Annotated in this window: 19 protein-coding genes; 10 read left to right on the top strand and 9 right to left on the bottom strand. The window is 65.5% G+C overall.

Annotation, left to right across the window (positions count from 1 at the left end; all coding sequences use genetic code 11):
• On the bottom strand, window positions 1-247 hold a 247-nt coding region (locus tag JNN06_RS11480; protein WP_291239728.1), incomplete at its 3' end, for an MBL fold metallo-hydrolase.
• A 62-nt stretch (window positions 248-309) separates the two neighbouring features.
• Here JNN06_RS11480 and JNN06_RS11475 point away from each other — a divergent pair.
• The gene (locus tag JNN06_RS11475; RefSeq protein WP_291239730.1) at window positions 310-1,077 is read left to right on the top strand and encodes a methyltransferase domain-containing protein; all 768 of its coding nucleotides are present in this window, start codon (window positions 310-312) and stop codon (window positions 1,075-1,077) included.
• A gap of 23 nt (window positions 1,078-1,100) precedes the next feature.
• Here JNN06_RS11475 and JNN06_RS11470 read toward each other — a convergent pair whose 3' ends face one another.
• Window positions 1,101-1,685, bottom strand: coding sequence for a L,D-transpeptidase (locus tag JNN06_RS11470; RefSeq protein ID WP_291239727.1), 585 nt, complete (start codon window positions 1,683-1,685; stop codon window positions 1,101-1,103).
• Between the two features lie 366 nt (window positions 1,686-2,051).
• On the opposite strand from JNN06_RS11470, the gene JNN06_RS11465 reads away from it, so the two are divergent.
• From JNN06_RS11465 to JNN06_RS11440, 6 genes are all read left to right on the top strand, one after another.
• Window positions 2,052-2,612, top strand: coding sequence for a F0F1 ATP synthase subunit delta (locus JNN06_RS11465; protein WP_291239726.1), 561 nt, complete (start codon window positions 2,052-2,054; stop codon window positions 2,610-2,612).
• Window positions 2,612-4,150: a F0F1 ATP synthase subunit alpha gene (atpA, locus tag JNN06_RS11460; protein WP_291239725.1), complete on the top strand. Its 1,539-nt coding sequence runs from the start codon at window positions 2,612-2,614 to the stop codon at window positions 4,148-4,150. The genes JNN06_RS11465 and atpA overlap by 1 nt, the downstream gene beginning before the upstream one ends.
• 21 nt (window positions 4,151-4,171) lie before the next feature.
• Complete coding sequence (locus JNN06_RS11455; RefSeq protein ID WP_291239724.1) at window positions 4,172-5,041, top strand: F0F1 ATP synthase subunit gamma; 870 nt, start codon at window positions 4,172-4,174, stop codon at window positions 5,039-5,041.
• Window positions 5,042-5,062: 21 nt separating this feature from the next.
• Window positions 5,063-6,487, top strand: a complete 1,425-nt coding sequence (gene atpD / locus JNN06_RS11450) for a F0F1 ATP synthase subunit beta (protein WP_291239723.1) — start codon at window positions 5,063-5,065, stop codon at window positions 6,485-6,487.
• A 10-nt stretch (window positions 6,488-6,497) separates the two neighbouring features.
• On the top strand, window positions 6,498-6,896 hold the full coding sequence (locus JNN06_RS11445) for a F0F1 ATP synthase subunit epsilon (protein WP_291239722.1): 399 nt from the start codon (window positions 6,498-6,500) through the stop codon (window positions 6,894-6,896).
• A 121-nt stretch (window positions 6,897-7,017) separates the two neighbouring features.
• Window positions 7,018-7,368 carry an H-type lectin domain-containing protein gene (locus JNN06_RS11440; RefSeq protein ID WP_291239721.1) on the top strand — a complete coding sequence of 117 codons (351 nt, stop codon included), beginning with the start codon at window positions 7,018-7,020 and terminating at the stop codon, window positions 7,366-7,368.
• 80 nt (window positions 7,369-7,448) lie between these two features.
• Here JNN06_RS11440 and JNN06_RS11435 read toward each other — a convergent pair whose 3' ends face one another.
• The gene (locus JNN06_RS11435; RefSeq protein ID WP_291239720.1) at window positions 7,449-8,468 is read right to left on the bottom strand and encodes a ribose-phosphate pyrophosphokinase; all 1,020 of its coding nucleotides are present in this window, start codon (window positions 8,466-8,468) and stop codon (window positions 7,449-7,451) included.
• Window positions 8,469-8,595: 127 nt separating this feature from the next.
• Here JNN06_RS11435 and JNN06_RS11430 point away from each other — a divergent pair, with 127 nt between their 5' ends.
• Together JNN06_RS11430 and JNN06_RS11425 are read left to right on the top strand one after the other, a co-directional pair.
• On the top strand, window positions 8,596-9,195 hold the full coding sequence (locus JNN06_RS11430) for a 2-hydroxychromene-2-carboxylate isomerase (protein WP_291239719.1): 600 nt from the start codon (window positions 8,596-8,598) through the stop codon (window positions 9,193-9,195).
• On the top strand, window positions 9,192-9,947 hold the full coding sequence (locus JNN06_RS11425) for an alpha/beta hydrolase (protein WP_291239718.1): 756 nt from the start codon (window positions 9,192-9,194) through the stop codon (window positions 9,945-9,947). The genes JNN06_RS11430 and JNN06_RS11425 overlap by 4 nt, the downstream gene beginning before the upstream one ends.
• On the opposite strand, the gene JNN06_RS11420 is transcribed toward JNN06_RS11425, so the two are convergent.
• The 5 genes from JNN06_RS11420 to JNN06_RS11400 form a co-directional block, all read right to left on the bottom strand.
• Window positions 9,919-11,007: a beta-eliminating lyase-related protein gene (locus JNN06_RS11420; protein ID WP_291239717.1), complete on the bottom strand. Its 1,089-nt coding sequence runs from the start codon at window positions 11,005-11,007 to the stop codon at window positions 9,919-9,921. The two genes, JNN06_RS11425 and JNN06_RS11420, sit on opposite strands and share 29 nt — an antisense overlap.
• Window positions 11,007-11,450, bottom strand: coding sequence for a YcgN family cysteine cluster protein (locus JNN06_RS11415; RefSeq protein WP_291239716.1), 444 nt, complete (start codon window positions 11,448-11,450; stop codon window positions 11,007-11,009). Before JNN06_RS11415 ends, JNN06_RS11420 begins: the two co-directional genes overlap by 1 nt.
• Window positions 11,450-12,373 carry a bifunctional riboflavin kinase/FAD synthetase gene (locus JNN06_RS11410; protein ID WP_291239715.1) on the bottom strand — a complete coding sequence of 308 codons (924 nt, stop codon included), beginning with the start codon at window positions 12,371-12,373 and terminating at the stop codon, window positions 11,450-11,452. The genes JNN06_RS11415 and JNN06_RS11410 overlap by 1 nt, the downstream gene beginning before the upstream one ends.
• 26 nt (window positions 12,374-12,399) lie before the next feature.
• The gene (locus tag JNN06_RS11405) at window positions 12,400-12,843 is read right to left on the bottom strand and encodes a MaoC family dehydratase (RefSeq protein WP_291239714.1); all 444 of its coding nucleotides are present in this window, start codon (window positions 12,841-12,843) and stop codon (window positions 12,400-12,402) included.
• 341 nt (window positions 12,844-13,184) lie between these two features.
• Window positions 13,185-14,066 carry a TIGR01459 family HAD-type hydrolase gene (locus JNN06_RS11400; RefSeq protein WP_291239713.1) on the bottom strand — a complete coding sequence of 294 codons (882 nt, stop codon included), beginning with the start codon at window positions 14,064-14,066 and terminating at the stop codon, window positions 13,185-13,187.
• A 169-nt stretch (window positions 14,067-14,235) separates the two neighbouring features.
• Between JNN06_RS11400 and JNN06_RS11395 the strand changes: the two genes are divergently transcribed.
• The gene (locus tag JNN06_RS11395) at window positions 14,236-14,673 is read left to right on the top strand and encodes a hypothetical protein (RefSeq protein WP_291239712.1); all 438 of its coding nucleotides are present in this window, start codon (window positions 14,236-14,238) and stop codon (window positions 14,671-14,673) included.
• Window positions 14,674-14,706: 33 nt separating this feature from the next.
• Here the strand turns inward: JNN06_RS11395 and JNN06_RS11390 are convergent, their stop codons facing one another.
• On the bottom strand, window positions 14,707-15,624 hold the full coding sequence (locus JNN06_RS11390) for a manganese-dependent inorganic pyrophosphatase (RefSeq protein ID WP_291239729.1): 918 nt from the start codon (window positions 15,622-15,624) through the stop codon (window positions 14,707-14,709).
• Between the last annotated feature and the right edge of the window lie 268 nt (window positions 15,625-15,892).

The following is a 15,892-nucleotide window of genomic DNA, read 5'->3' as shown; positions in this document are numbered from 1 at the left end:
GCACATCGGCGGCGGCCCCGATGACGGTGACATCGGGGCCAAGGCCGAGGCCGGGCAGCCCGTCAACATGGTCCCAATGGTGATGGGTCAGCAGCACATGGCTGAGAGCCCAGCCGCGCGCGTCCAGCTCGGCCAGAATGGGCGCGGCCTCGGGCGCGTCGATCAGGGCGGTGGTGCCGCTGGCCGCGTCATGCACCAGAAAGGCGTAATTGTCTTTCAGGCAGGGGATGGTGACGAGTGACAGCATGGCGTTTCCCGGGCTTTCGGCTAATCTGCCCCTGAATGTGGGGCTGGGGCCGGGCGGGCGCAATGCATCTGGACGTGTTGGATTTGCGAAACTTCTATTACCGCACGCCTTTGGGGCGGGTGGCGCAGCGGGCGATCCGCGACCAGCTGGTGAGCATGTGGCAGCCTGGGCCGGGGCAGACCGTGGCGGGGTTCGGCTTTGCCGTGCCGCTGCTGCGCCCCTGGCTGGCCGAGGCGCGGCGGGTCATTGGCCTCATGCCCGGGCCGCAGGGCGTGATGCCCTGGCCCGCGGGCATGGAGAATGTGAGCGTGCTGTGCGAGGAGACCGACTGGCCGCTGGCCACCGGCTTTGTCGACCGGCTGGTGCTGATGCACGGGCTGGAGACCTCGGAGCAGCCCAGTGCCATTCTGGAAGAATGCCACCGGGTGCTGGGGCCGGGGGGGAAGGTGATGTTCGTGGTGCCCAACCGCTCGGGCCTTTGGGCGCGGGGGGACGGCACGCCTTTCGGCTTTGGCCGCCCCTATTCGCTGCGGCAGCTGGAGGCGCAGCTGCGCCGCCATGGCTTTACCCCCGAACGCCATGTTGCGGCGCTGTTCGCCCCGCCTTCGGGACGGCGGTTCTGGCTGCGCACCGCGCCCTTCTGGGAGCGCGCCGGGCGGCGCTTTGCCCCCTGGATGGCGGGCGGCGTGCTGATGGTCGAGGCCAGCAAGCAGGTCTATGCGCCGACGCGGGGCGGGCTGGGCGCGGTGGTGAAAAAGCCGCTGCGCGTGCTGGAGGGCATCGGGCAGGCCAGCCCGGAGCCGGCACTGAACCGGCTTGACCGCAACTGACCCGCAGCTGACCCGTCGAAGGGTCAGATGATGCGCACCTGCGTGCCGATCGGGGCCAGATCGAACAGCTCGGCGATCATCTCATTGTAAAGGCCGATGCAGCCATCCGAGGATTTGCGGCCGATCTTGCGGGTGTCATGGGTGCCATGGATGATATAGGCAGGCCAGCCCAGATACATGGCATGGGTGCCCAGCGGATTTTGCGGGCCGGGGCCGATGGGCTTCCAGTCGGGGAAGCGCTGCATCTGCGAGGGGGTCGGCGTCCAGCTCGGGCCGATTTTCTTGCGCACGATCTCGGTATAGCCGCGCTTGGTCAGCTCGTCCGACCGGGGCACCGAGGTGGGGAAAATGCGATAGATCGAGGCATCGGCATTCCAGAAATGCAGCGCGCGCGATCCGGTATCGGCGACGATGGCGCCTTTGGCCAGCGTGTCGAAATGATCCTGCCAGCGCTGCGCCACGAAGCCCGAGGTATTGGCGCGCACCGGCTCGGCGCGCAAAAGGCCGGGTGCCGCCAGCGTGCCAAGGCCTGCGGCAAGCCCCCCGGCCAGCCCGAGACGAAGGGCGCTGCGGCGGCTGTGAAGCGGGTGGGGGGGCTGTGGGGGCATCGGGCTCTCCTGATCCTGTTTGCCACACATATTGCGGAAGCGGAATGTAAGACGCAACCGGGGCGGGCGCCGGATGACGGGATGGTGAAGCGCCGTGATCGGGCCGATTCCCCCGCTTTGCAGCCGTCCTGACGGGTTTTGACGGGCATGGCGCAGGCCCTGCGCCAAAGGTCGCAAAAGGAATGGAATGTTTGCGTCCTACATGTGGAATTAAACGTCTGTTCACGGTTGCGGCATTGGGGCACGTCTGCTAGAGACGCCTCGGATTTGAGACGCATGGTCATCATGCGCCAACAATAGCCTCTTGCCTGTGCGGCGCTTGTCGCCTGACCGCGCAGAAAAGAGGCAAGCAGCGGAAGGGTTGTCGTGTCCGAAACAGCTTCGATCTCCTCCGGCATTGCCGCGCGCTACGCAACCGCCCTGTTCGATCTCGCCACCGAGACGAGCGGGCTTCAGGCACTGGAAGGGGATGTCGATGCGATCGACGCAGCCCTCCGGTCCTCTGCCGATCTGCGCGACCTGATCTCCTCGCCGCTTTACACGCGCGATGAGCAGGGCAATGCCATTGCGGCCATCGCCGCCAAGGCCGGTCTCTCGGCCCTGACCTCCAACACGCTGGCGCTGCTGGCGGCCAAGCGGCGCCTGTTCGTGCTGCCGCAGCTGCTGGCGGACCTGCGCGCCCGCATCGCGGCCGCCAAGGGCGAGGTGACCGCCGAGGTCATCGCCGCCACTGCGCTGTCGGCCGAGCAATCGGCCAAGCTGGCCGAAACGCTGAAAGCGCGCGTCGGCAAGGACGTGAAAGTGAATGTTGCCGTCGATGAAAGCCTCATCGGTGGTCTTGTCGTCAAGCTGGGCTCGACCATGATCGACACCTCGATCAAGTCGAAGCTCGCGGCTCTCCAGAATGCAATGAAAGAGGTTGGGTGATGGGAATCCAGGCTGCTGAGATCTCTGCGATCCTCAAGGAGCAGATCAAGAACTTCGGCAAAGACGCTGCGGTCGCCGAAGTTGGTCGTGTGCTGTCGGTTGGCGACGGTATTGCGCGCGTGCATGGTCTGGACAATGTCCAGGCCGGTGAAATGGTCGAATTCCCCGGTGGCATCCGCGGGATGGCGCTGAACCTCGAAGTCGACAATGTCGGCGTCGTGATCTTCGGTTCCGACCAGGACATCAAGGAAGGCGATACCGTCAAGCGCACCAAGTCCATCGTGGACGTGCCCGCCGGTGACGCCCTGCTGGGCCGCGTTGTGGACGGTCTGGGCAACCCGATCGACGGCAAGGGCCCCATCGCTGCCACCGAGCGTCGCATCGCCGACGTGAAGGCGCCCGGCATCATCCCGCGCAAATCGGTGCATGAGCCGATGGCAACCGGCCTCAAGGCCGTGGACGCGATGATCCCCGTTGGCCGTGGCCAGCGCGAACTGATCATCGGCGACCGTCAGACCGGCAAGACCGCCGTGGCGCTCGACACCATCCTGAACCAGAAATCCTACAATGAGGCTGCCGGCTCGGACGAGTCGAAGAAGCTGTATTGCATCTACGTCGCCGTCGGCCAGAAGCGTTCGACCGTGGCGCAGCTGGTGAAGAAGCTGGAAGAAACCGGCGCGATTGATTACACCATCGTCGTGGCCGCCACCGCCTCCGACCCGGCCCCGATGCAGTTCCTGGCCCCCTATGCCGCGACCGCGATGGCGGAATTCTTCCGCGACAATGGCCGTCACGCCCTGATCATCTATGATGACCTGTCGAAACAGGCCGTGTCCTATCGTCAGATGTCGCTGCTGCTGCGCCGCCCGCCGGGCCGTGAAGCCTATCCGGGCGACGTGTTCTACCTCCACTCGCGCCTGCTGGAGCGTTCGGCCAAGCTGAACGAAGATTTCGGCGCTGGCTCGCTGACCGCTCTGCCGATCATCGAAACCCAGGGCGGCGACGTGTCGGCCTTCATCCCGACCAACGTGATCTCGATCACCGACGGCCAGATCTTCCTGGAAACCGAACTGTTCTACCAGGGCATCCGCCCGGCCGTGAACACCGGTCTCTCGGTGTCGCGCGTGGGCTCCTCGGCCCAGACCAACTCGATGAAAACCGTGGCCGGCCCGGTGAAACTGTCGCTCGCCCAGTATCGCGAGATGGCCGCTTTCGCCCAGTTCGGTTCCGACCTCGACGCCTCGACCCAGGCCCTGCTGAACCGCGGCGCCCGTCTGACCGAGCTGATGAAGCAAGCGCAATACTCGCCGCTGACCAACGCGGAAATCGTCTGCGTGATCTATGCGGGCACCGCTGGCTTCCTCGACAAGGTGTCGGTGAAGGACGTGGGCCGCTTTGAAGCGGGCCTGCTGGCCTATCTGCGCGGCCAGCGCAAGGACATCCTGGACTGGATCACCAACAGCGATCCGAAGATCAAGGGTGCCGACGAGCAGAAGCTGAAAGACGCGATCGCCGATTTCGCCAAGACCTTCGCTTGAGCGGCCTGAGGGGAGCAGAGAATGCCCAGCCTTAAGGACCTCAAAAACCGGATCGGAAGCGTCAAGAACACGCGGAAGATCACGAAGGCCATGCAAATGGTGGCCGCGGCGAAACTGCGCCGCGCGCAAGAGGCCGCCGAGGCCGCACGCCCCTACGCTGACCGCATGAATGCGGTCATCGCCGGGCTGGCGGCATCGGTCGGCGGTTCGGATGGCGCGCCCCGGCTTCTGGCCGGGACGGGTGCCGACAAGGTGCATCTGCTGGTCGTCATGACCTCGGAGCGCGGCCTGTGCGGCGGTTTCAACACCACCATCGTGCGGCTTGTCCGCGCGAAGGCTGCCGAGTTGCTGGCCGCTGGCAAGACCGTCAAGATCCTGACGGTCGGCAAGAAGGGCCGGGAACAGCTGCGCCGTGACCTGGGCGAATATTTCGTCGGTCACGTCGACATGGCCGAAGTGAAGCGCGTGGGCTATGCCAATGCGCAAGACATCGCCCGCGAAATCTTTGCCCGCTTTGAAGCTGGCGAATTTGACGTGGCGACGATCTTCTTCAACCGCTTCCAGTCGGTCATCAGCCAGATCCCGACCGCCCAGCAGATCATCCCGGCCCAACCGGGAGAGGCCGCTGGTGCGACCGCGCTTTACGACTACGAGCCCAGCGAGGAGGCCATTCTGGCCGATCTGCTGCCGCGCGGTGTCGCGACGCAGATCTTCACCGCATTGCTGGAAAACGGGGCGTCTGAACAGGGTGCCCGGATGAGCGCGATGGATAACGCAACCCGCAACGCGGGCGACATGATCAACCGTCTGACGATCCAGTATAACCGGAGCCGTCAGGCCGCGATCACCAAAGAGCTTATCGAAATCATCTCGGGCGCCGAGGCGCTCTGACGACCCGAACGGAGAAATGACATGGCACAAGCAAAAGGCAAAGTGACGCAAGTCATCGGCGCCGTTGTGGACGTTCAGTTCGAAGGCGATCTGCCCGCGATTCTGAACGCCATCACCACCGACAACAATGGCAAGACCCTGGTCATGGAAGTGGCCCAGCACCTTGGTGAGAACACCGTGCGTGCGGTCGCCATGGACGCAACCGAAGGTCTGGTGCGCGGCGCAGCCGTCACCGATACCGGCGCCCCGATCTCGGTTCCGGTCGGCACCGCCACCCTCGGCCGCATCCTGAACGTCATCGGCGAACCCGTTGACGAAAAAGGCCCGGTCAACGCCACCACCACCCGCGCCATCCACGCCCCGGCCCCGGATTTCGCGCAGCAATCGACCGCGACCGAGATCCTCGTGACCGGCATCAAGGTCATCGACCTGCTGGCCCCCTATACCAAGGGCGGCAAGATCGGCCTGTTCGGCGGCGCCGGCGTGGGCAAGACCGTGTTGATCATGGAACTGATCAACAACATCGCCAAGGTCCACTCGGGCGTGTCCGTGTTCGCCGGTGTGGGCGAGCGGACCCGTGAGGGCAACGACCTCTATCACGAAATGATCGAATCCGGCGTTATCGACCTGGAAGACATGTCCAAGTCGAAAATCGCGCTGGTTTACGGTCAGATGAACGAGCCTCCGGGGGCCCGTATGCGGATCGCTCTGTCGGGTCTGACCCTGGCCGAACAGTTCCGCGACGAGACCGGCGCCGACGTGCTGTTCTTCGTGGACAACATCTTCCGCTTCACCCAGGCAGGTTCGGAAGTGTCGGCTCTGCTGGGCCGTATTCCTTCGGCCGTGGGCTACCAGCCGACGCTGGCAACCGACATGGGCGCGATGCAAGAACGCATCACCTCGACCAAGAACGGCTCGATCACCTCGGTGCAAGCCGTTTACGTTCCGGCCGACGACCTTACCGACCCGGCTCCGGCCACCTCCTTTGCCCACCTTGACGCCACGACCGTTCTGGACCGTGCGATCTCGGAAAAAGGCATCTACCCGGCTGTGGACCCGCTCGGCTCGACCTCGCGTCTGCTCGACCCGCTGATCATCGGCGAAGAGCATTACAAGGTCGCCACCGACGTGCAGAAAGTGCTGCAACGCTACAAGTCGCTGCAAGACATCATCGCCATCCTCGGGATGGACGAACTGTCGGAAGACGACAAGCTGGCCGTGGCCCGCGCCCGCAAGATCGAGCGCTTCCTGTCGCAGCCCTTCGACGTGGCAAAAGTCTTCACCGGCTCGGACGGTGTGCAGGTTCCGCTGGAAAAAACCATCGCTTCGTTCAAGGCTGTGGTTGCTGGCGAATATGACCACCTGCCGGAAGCCGCCTTCTACATGGTCGGCGACATCGAGGAAGTGAAAGCCAAGGCTGCCAAACTCTCCGCAGCTGCGGCGTAAGGGGGCATAAATGGCCAACACCCTGCAATTCGACCTGGTGTCGCCCGAACGGAAGCTCGCTTCCGTTCAGGCCACCGAGGTGCAGATCCCGGGGGCCGACGGCGACATGACGGCGATGGAGGGCCATGCGGCCACCATCACCACCCTGCGCCCCGGCATCCTGAAAGCGGTTTCCGCGCAAGGGACGCAGGCCTTCGCGGTGACCGGCGGTTTTGCCGAGATCACGGCCTCCGGCGTCACCGTTCTGGCCGAGCGCGCCATTCCGGTGGACGATCTTTCGGGCACCATTCTGGATGCCATGGTGCAGGAGGCCCGCGATCTGGCCGCCCTCGCCCCGGCAGAGATGAAGGATGCCGCCGAAAAGACCGTGCAGGACATTCTGGCGCTGCGCCACCACGCCGCGCATTGAAGCCCGGACAAGATGACGCTCAGGCCCCGGGAAATCGGGGCCTTTGCTATTGCGGTTTCCCCATTTTTGCCTGAAATTCAGGCGATTGTCGGCCATTACTCGGGCGCGGGACAGAGGGCGCATGAAGCGGATCAATACCAGCTCTTTCGGGATCGTGCAGGGCAGTCGGGTCATGTTCACCGATTTTGCCGATGGCGGCGCCATGTGGACAGGGCAGGGGCCGCGCGAAAGCCGGTTCATCGTGACCTTCAAGGAAGAGTTCCTCGACCCGCCGATGGTGATGGTGGGCATCTCGATGTGGGATATGGACCACAAGCATAATTCCCGCGCCGACATCACCGCCGATGCCATCACCGAGCGCGGCTTTCACATCGTATTCCGCACCTGGGGCGATACCCGTGTGGCCCGTATCCGGGCGGATTGGACGGCGATCGGCTCTGTCCGCAGCGAGGATGACTGGCAGCTTTATTGATCCGAATTTTCGCCGAAAGTTCGCAGGCATGAAAAAGGCCGCCCGAAGGCGGCCCCGGATTTTCGCCGAAAATCCGCAGCTTAGCTGCGCTGATAGATGCCTTCATAGATCGGCACCAGCGTGTCGGTCTCGAACAGCGACGAGACCGAGGTGCCGTGCCAGGTGTTCAGAATGGCTTGGGCAAACATCGGCGCCGTCGGCACGATGCGGATATTCGGGCAGGCCTTCACCGCTTCGGTCGGCTCGATGGAATCGGTGATCACCAGCGATTTCATCACCGAATTCTGCACCCGCTCCACCGCCGGGCCGGACAGCACGCCATGGGTGATATAGCTGTGCACCTCGGTCGCGCCTGCCTCGATCAGCGTCTCGGCGGCCTTGCACAGCGTTCCGGCGGTGTCACAAATGTCATCCACGATGATGCATTTCTTGCCGCGCACGTCGCCAATCACCGTCATGCCCGCCACTTCGCCCGCCTTCTCGCGGCGCTTGTCGACGATGGAAAGCGGTGCATTGATCCGCTTGGCGATGTCGCGGGCGCGGGCCACGCCGCCGACATCAGGCGAAACCACCATCACATCATCCATCTGGCCCTTGAAGTGATGTTCAATATCCAGGCTGAAGATCGGGCTGGCATAGAGGTTGTCGACCGGAATGTCGAAGAAGCCCTGAATTTGCGCGGCATGCAGGTCCAGCGTCAGGATGCGGTCGATGCCCGCCTCGGTCAGCAGATTGGCCACCAATTTGGCGCTGATCGGCGTGCGGGCCTTGGCGCGGCGATCCTGGCGGGCATAGCCGAAATAGGGGATCACGGCGGTGATGCGATCGGCGCTCGACCGGCGCAGCGCATCGGCAATGATCAGCAATTCCATGAGGTTGTCATTGGCCGGGCGCGAGGTCGGCTGGATGATATACATATCCTCGCCACGGACATTCTCGAACACTTCGACGAAAATCTCGCCGTCATTGAAGCGCTCGACACGGGCGTCGACCAGGCCGACCTGCATCCCCCGATGCATCGACATGCGCCGCGCGATGTTGTTGGCAAGGCTGCGGTTCGCATTGCCGGCGATGAGTTTCGGTTCGGTCATGGCAGCCATGTCTGTCGTCCTGTGATCCGTTGGGCCGTGGATTCGCGTGGATTCGCAACGCCCGGTCAGGCGTTGACACCGCTTACCACCCGGCTAGGGTCTCCGCAAACCGCGCAAAAGCAGGGGAGGGCGTCTGATGGCCCATATCGACTATTTTTTCTCGGCCGTGTCGCCATTTGTCTATCTGGCGGGGCAGCGGCTGGAGGCGGCGGCAGCTGAGGCCGGGGCCTCGATCAGCTACAAGCCGTTGGACCCGTCGCAGCTGTTTGCCCGCACCGGCGGGCAGGCGCTGGCCGAGCGGCACGCGAGCCGCAAGGCGTATCGCTTGCAGGAGCTGACGCGGCAATCGCGCAAGCTGGGGCTGGCGCTGAACCTGCAACCGGCCTTTTGGCCTGTGAATCCAGCGCCTTCGGCCTATGCGATCATCAGCGCGCAGGCGGCGGGGGGCGGCGATCTGGGCGCCTTGGTGCATGGTCTGGCGCGGGCGTGCTGGGCCGAGAACCGCAATATTGCCGATGATGAGGTGATCGCCGATTGTCTGGCGGCTGCCGGATTTGACCCCATGGTGGCGCAGCGCGGCATGCTGTCGGCGGCGGAAACCTATGGCGTCAATCTGGAGGAGGCGGTGAGCCGGGGTGCCTTTGGTGTGCCGTTCTATATCCTGGATGATGGGGCTTGCTTCTGGGGGCAAGACCATATCGAGGATTTGGGCCTGCATCTGGCTGGCAAGCTGTGAGCCAGCCAGCGCCACGCCGGGCCGCTCTGGCGCTGCATTGTTCGCTGGCGCATGGTGGGGCCTGGGCTGGTTTGGCGGCGGCTTTGCCGGAGCTGGATCTGGCCGCGCCGGACCTGCCGGGGCATGGGCGGGCGGCGGATCTGGCGCCGGGGCAGGATTTGCACGACGAGGCCTGCCGGGTCGCGCGGGCTGCGATGGGAGAGGGGCCGGTGCTGCTGATCGGGCACAGCTTTGGCGCCACGGTGGCGCTGCGGCTGGCGCTGGAGGCCCCGGAGCGGGTGCGGCAGCTGGTGCTGATCGAGCCTGTGTTGTTTTCCGCCGCGCGGGGAATGCCAGAATTTGACGCTTTCGCAGCGGGTTACGCGGCGGTCCACAGCGCCATGACGGCAGATTCCGCCAAGGCGGCGGCGCTGTTCCACAGCGTTTGGGGCCATGGCGATTTCGCGCGCCTGCCGCCTGCGCAGCGGGACTATATGGCGGCGCGGATGCCTTTGGTGGCGGCGCAAGACCCGGTTCTGGTGCAGGATCGCGCGCGGCTGGTGGCGCCGGGGCGTCTGGAAGCCCTTGATTTGCCAGTGCTTTTGCTGGAGGGCAGCGAAAGCCCGCCCATCGTGGCGGCGATCCAGTCGGCGCTGGCGGCGCGGTTGCCGCAAGCCCGCCGGGCGGTGGTGCCGGGGGCGGCGCATATGCTGCCGATCACCCATCCGCGCGAGGTGGCTGAGCTTATCCGCGCAAGCCTTGGAAAAGGTTGAGGAAAGCATCCACCTCGGCGGGCGTCGTGGACCAGCTTGTCACCAGCCGCGCCCCCTCCGTCCCCTCGGGCGCGGGCATGTCGTAAAACTGCGCCCCGGCGGCGCGCAGATGTGAGGAAATGCCTGCATCCCATTGGGGAAAAAGGATATTTGCCTGCACCGGGTAAGCAAGCCGCACCCCGCGCGCGACCAAACCCTGCGCCAGCCGCGCCGCCATGGCATTGGCATGGCTGGCCCAGTGCAACCAACGGTCTGCCTCCAGCATGGCGAGCATCTGGGCCGCGAGATAGCGCCCCTTGGACAGCAGATGCCCGCCGCGCTTGCGGCGAAAATCAAAGTTTTCCAAGAGGTTAGGGTTGAAAAACACCACGGCCTCGACCCCGAGCAGGCCGTTTTTGGTGCCCCCAAAAGACAGCACATCCACGCCCGCGCGCCAGCTGAGCGCGGCGGGGGTGGCGCCAGTGGCGGCGACCGCATTGCAGAAGCGCGCGCCGTCAAGATGCACGGACAGGCCAAAATCCTGAGCGATTTCAGCAAGTTCGGCGGTTTGGGCGGCAGTGTAGACCGTGCCGGCCTCGGTCACATTGGTCAGCGACAGCGCGCCGCGCTGCATGTTGTGCAGGCTTTGGCCCGTGGCCTCGACCGCGCGGCGCAAGCCCTGCGGGCTGATGCGGCCATCCGGGCCATCTACCCCTAACATACGGGAACCATGGGCAAAAAACTCGGGCGCGCCGCATTCGTCCACCAGGATATGCGCCTCGCGGGCGCAAAACACCGTGCCCCAAGGCGGGCACAGGCAGGCCAGAGCCAGCGCATTGGCGGCGGTGCCGGTGGTGACCAGACGCACCACGGCATCGGGATGGCCGAACAGGCGGCGGATGCGGGCCTGCACCTCCTCGGTCAGCGGGTCGGTGCCATAGCCGGAAGTGTAACCGGGCGTTTCGTTTGCCCCCTCCGACGGGGGCAAACTGTAACCGGCTATACAGTTTGCATTGGCGGCGGCGAGGGCCGCGAAAACCTCGGGCGGGCAACCGGCGGCATTGTCGGAGGTGAACCACATCACAGACCGCCTTCGACGATATAATCGTCCCAGTCCTCTTCGCTGACCTCATATTCAGGAACCGTCCAGCCGCGCACCGAGGCCCCGGCCTCATGCACCGAGTCGGGGTTGCCGGTGAGCAGCGGGTGCCAGTCGGGGATGGGGTGCCCGAAATGCAGCAGGCGGTAGGCGCAGGTTTGCGGCATCCAATAGGCGATCTCGGGCAGGCGGGCGGGGGTGAGCTGCACGCAATCGGGGACGAATTGCTTGCGGATCGGGTATTGGGTGCAGCGGCAGCTGTCGCCATCAAGCAGGCGGCAGGCGACGCGGGTGAACTCCACCTCGCCGGTGTCCTCATATTCGATCTTGTTCAGGCAGCATTTGCCGCAGCCGTCGCACAGCGCCTCCCATTCCTCGGGGGTCATCTTGGCGAGGGGGACGGTTTCCCAGAAGCGCGGGCGCATCAGGCCACCGCCAGAATCTGACGGGCGCGGCTGCAATCGGCCTCCATCTGGGTGATGAGGGCGGGGAGGCCGTCGAATTTCAGCTCGGGGCGCAGGTAATCGACGAGGGCGACCGAGAGATGGTGACCATAGAGGTCGCCCTTGAAATCAAACAGAAAGGTTTCAAGGTTCGGGGTGTTTTCGCCAAACATCGGGCGGACGCCGAGGCTGGCGGCGCCGCCATAGCTGCCGCGCTGCGGGCCGGTCAGCACATCGACCTTGACGGCATAGACGCCCAGCCGGGGCAGGTGCAGCCCGGCGACCGACATATTGGCGGTGGGGTAGCCCAGTTCGCGGCCGCGTTTCTCGCCATGGATCACGGCGCCCTCGATGCGGTGCAGGTGGCCGAGCATGGAGGCGGCGTCGCGCGGGCGGCCCTCGCTCAGCGCATTGCGGATGGCGGTGGAGGAGACCTCTTTGCCACCCGCGCGCAGGAGCGGCGCGATGGTGACGCCGAAACCGTGGTGCGCGCCAAGGGTTTGCAGGTCGGTGACGGTGCCGGTGCGGCCCTTGCCAAAGCAGAAATCGGCGCCGACGGTGACGTGGCGCACGCCAAGCCCTGCGGCCAGCACCTCGGCGGCGAAGGCCTCGGGCGTCAGCGCCGCCATTTGGGCGTCGAAGGGCAGTTGGTAGAGCCGGTCGACCCCGAGTTTGGCGAGGCGATTGGCGCGGGCTTCGGCATTCATCAGCCGGAAGGGCGGCGCGTCGGGGGCGAAAAACTCGCGCGGGTGGGGTTCAAAGGTGAGGACACCCAGGGGGCCGTGGGCTGCGGCGGCCTCGATCACCGAGCGGTGGCCGAGATGGACGCCATCGAAATTGCCCATGGCAACCGAGGCGCCCCGATCGGCCTGCGTCAGCCCCTGCCAATCTGAGATGATCTTCATGTGGCCCCGTGGCGAGGGCGCTGCCCTCAGTCGAACTTGCGGCTGGGCGCCAGAACCAGCGCCTCGCCCTTCAGGACCACGGTATTACCGACTGCGCAATGGGTTTCAAGGGTCACGCGGCGTTTGGCATGGTCGATGGCGGTGACCTTGACCTCGGCATAGACGGTATCGCCGGGGCGCACGGGGGCCATGAATTTCAGGCTTTGGCCGAGATAGACGGTGCCATGTCCGGGGAGTTGTTCGCCGATGACGGCGGAGATCAGCCCGGCGGTGAGCATGCCATGGGCGATGCGGCCCTGAAAGATGGTGTCCCGGGCATAGGCCTCGTCGAGATGGACCGGGTTGCGGTCGGTCGAGACCTCGGCGAACAGCTCGATGTCGCGGTCGGTCACGGTCTTGCGCAGGTGACGCGACATGCCGATTTCGATGTCTTCGATGCAGATGGTTCCGCGCGGCATGTTGTCCAGCATGGGTCGATTCCTCGGGTTGCTGCGGTGCAATGTAGCAGATGCTGCGATGCGGCGCAATCGGGAGGGTAAGATTCGGGCGCTGGTGCGACGAAAGATGTAATTTTGTTGCGGGGCGGTTTTTGGGGCGGGCGGATCAGGAAACGCAGCGCGTTTCCCCGCCCGTGTGGGCGCGGCGAAGCAAGACCGTTTCAGCATGCGATTGAGAGGCCCGAGCCCGCCCGGCGGGTGCGAAGCGCCCGCCGCCCGGAGGGCGGGCGCTGGCCGGTGGCTTTGGGCCACCGGCCCAAACTCGCAGGCGTTTCCGCATGACCTCGGCGATGGCCTCGGCCATGGAAGGCGCCTTACCCCAGATGCGCCATGGCATAGGTGGGGGCGAGGCCCTCGCTGTCCAGCCAGGCCTCCAGCAGGGCCTTGTCGGGCTGGGCGGCGTCGGGGCCGAAATGTTTGGCCGCAATGCCGCCGGTGATGAACAGCGTGTCGATCCCCTCGGACTGGCCGCCCAGAACATCGGTCCAGGGCCCGTCGCCGATGCAGAGGATGTCATCATTGCCGATCGCCTCGAACTGCTCGGCCAGGGCGCGGCGCGCCATGTCGTAGATCGGCGGATGCGGCTTGCCGAAATACAGCACCGCGCCGCCGCGCGCCTCGTAATCTTTGGCCAGCGCCCCGGCGCACCACAGCCGGGCGCTGCCCATATCCACCACGATGTCGGGATTGGCGCAAAGCATGGTCAGCCCGCGCGCCTTGGCGAGCGCCAGTTCGGCGCGGTAATCCTCGGGCGTTTCGGTCGCGTCCTCGCGCAGGCCCGTGCAGACCACCCCCTCGGCCTCGGCCATGGGCACGATCTCGGGCACGGTCTGGCCTTTCAGCGCGGGCGGCAGATCGGTGAAGAAGGGCATGTCCTTCTCGGCGCCGATGAAGGCCACGCGGCGGCCCACGGCGCCGCTGACCAGCGCGGGCTGCGCGGCATCGCCCGAGGAGATGATCAGGTCATAGCAGTCGCGCGGGGCGCCGATCCGCTCCAGCTGCGCGGCGACAGAGCCAAAGGGGCGCGGGGCATTGGTCATCAGCACCACCACGCCGCCTTGCGCGCGGAAGGCTTGCAGCGCGGCGACGGCGGCGGGGAAGGGGGTCTTGCCATCATGCAGGCAGCCCCAGAGATCGCAGAACACCGCCCGGTAGCGGTGGGAGATCTGGGCGAAGGCGGTGATCATCTCGGTCATGGGGCGCACCTGTCTGCGTGGCGTGGATCTGCATGGATCGCGCCCTTGATAGCGGCAAAACCCGGCGGGGGCCAGCATCGGCGCGAATCGCCCTTGGGTGGCAAAACTGTGCTAGGCTTCGCGCCGGATGCTATGGGATGGCTGGGGTTGGCACGGGGAGGGGAAGCGGATGCCCTTCGAATTCAGGGTGCTGCCAGAGCGGCGGCTGAGCTTCTTCCAGCTCAGCGGGGTGTTGACGGTGCGCGAGGGGCGGCGCCGTTTTCTGGATTACATGGCCTCGGATCTGTTCGACCCGCGCTTTGTCCTGTTCAACGATGCCAGCAGCGTGGCGACGGTGGAGGTGGGTTTCACCGAGCTGTTTCTGGGCGTGGTGGGGATGCAGGCGGCGTTGCGGCGGTTCGAGGAGCCGGTGGACAGTATCATGCTGGTGGGCAACGAGACCGTCTTTGGCACGGCGCGGATGTTGCAGCAGGCGCTGGCGTTGACCACGCGGATCAGCCTTTTGCCCACGCTGTCGGAAGCGGAGGCCCTGGCCTGGGCCGGGGTGGAGGTGCCTCTGGCGCAGTTGCGCGCCGAGGCGGGCTTTGCCGCGGCGGTGGTGGGCTGAGCCCCCGGCCGCGGGACCGGGGGCCTGTGGGCGTTACAGTTTCAGCGCAGGGATGATCTGCTTCTTGCGGCTCATCACGCCGGGCAGCACCACGGTATCGCCGGTGACGGTGACGCCAAAGCTGGCTTCGGCCATTTGCTTCACCAGGTCATTCGGCACGAGGAGGGTGGCTTCTTCGCGCAGGATGTCGACGACAAACAGCAGCACCTGATCGGCCTTGTCCTCGGCGGCCACGGTCTCCATCGCGGCCATCAGGCTGGCCTTGCGGTCCAGCACCACCTTGGGGGCGGTGGTTTCCAGCACGGAGACCCGCAGTTCCTTGCCCGCGACGTTGTATTCCTTGCTGTCCATGCGCAGGAGGTCGGCATCGGAGAAGGCCGAGACATCGGATTTCGCCTCGAACATCGCCGTCGCCAGATCGGCGAGCGAGACGCCGAGATCGGCGGCGAGGCTTTCGGCCACGGCGCGGTCATGGGCGGTGGTGGTGGGGCTGCGGAATTCCAGCGTGTCGGAGAGGATGCACGACAGCATGGCGCCCTTGATGCCGCGCGGGGCGCGGGCGAGGTCGGCGCCCATCAGGTCGGCCATGATGGTGGCGGTGCAGGCCAGCGGGCGGATGGTGATGTCGATGGGCGTCTTGGTCTTGAGGCCGCCGACCAGCATGTGATGGTCGATGATCGCCAGCAGGTTGGCGTCATGGATCGAGGGCACGAGTTCGGCGGGGTTGTTGGTGTCCACCACCACGACCGGCTCGCCCGCCGCGATGTCGGAGATGATGGCGGGTTTGGGCAGATCCCAGTGCTTCAGCACGAAGGCGGCTTCGGTATTGGGTTCGCCCAGCAGGACGGCTTCGGCGGGGGTGCCTTTCACCTCGGTCAGATACCAGGCCCAGGCGATGGGCGAGCCGGTGGAATCGGTGTCGGGGGATTTGTGGCCGAAGACCTTGATCATGGGAAGCATCCGTGGGCTGGAAAGGTTTGCCGCCTTATAGGCAAGGCCGCCGCGCTTGTCACGCCTGCGCCGCAGTGCGGCGAGCGGGGGCGATGCCATGGTTGGGGCCGGAACGAGGAAACGCATCGCGTTTCCCCGGCCCTGCGGGAGCGGTTGAGCAAGACCGTTTCAGCCTGTGACCGAGAGGCCAGAGCCCGCCCGGTGGGCGCAAAGCGCCCGCCGCCCGGAGGGCGGGCGCTGGCCGGTGGCTTCGGGCCACCGGCCCGAT

It is taken from the genome of Gemmobacter sp., from assembly GCF_016792925.1.
Taxonomy (GTDB): domain Bacteria; phylum Pseudomonadota; class Alphaproteobacteria; order Rhodobacterales; family Rhodobacteraceae; genus Gemmobacter.
The sequence above is the reverse complement of the archived record's forward strand: the minus strand, read 5'-3'. Positions and strand labels throughout refer to the sequence as shown.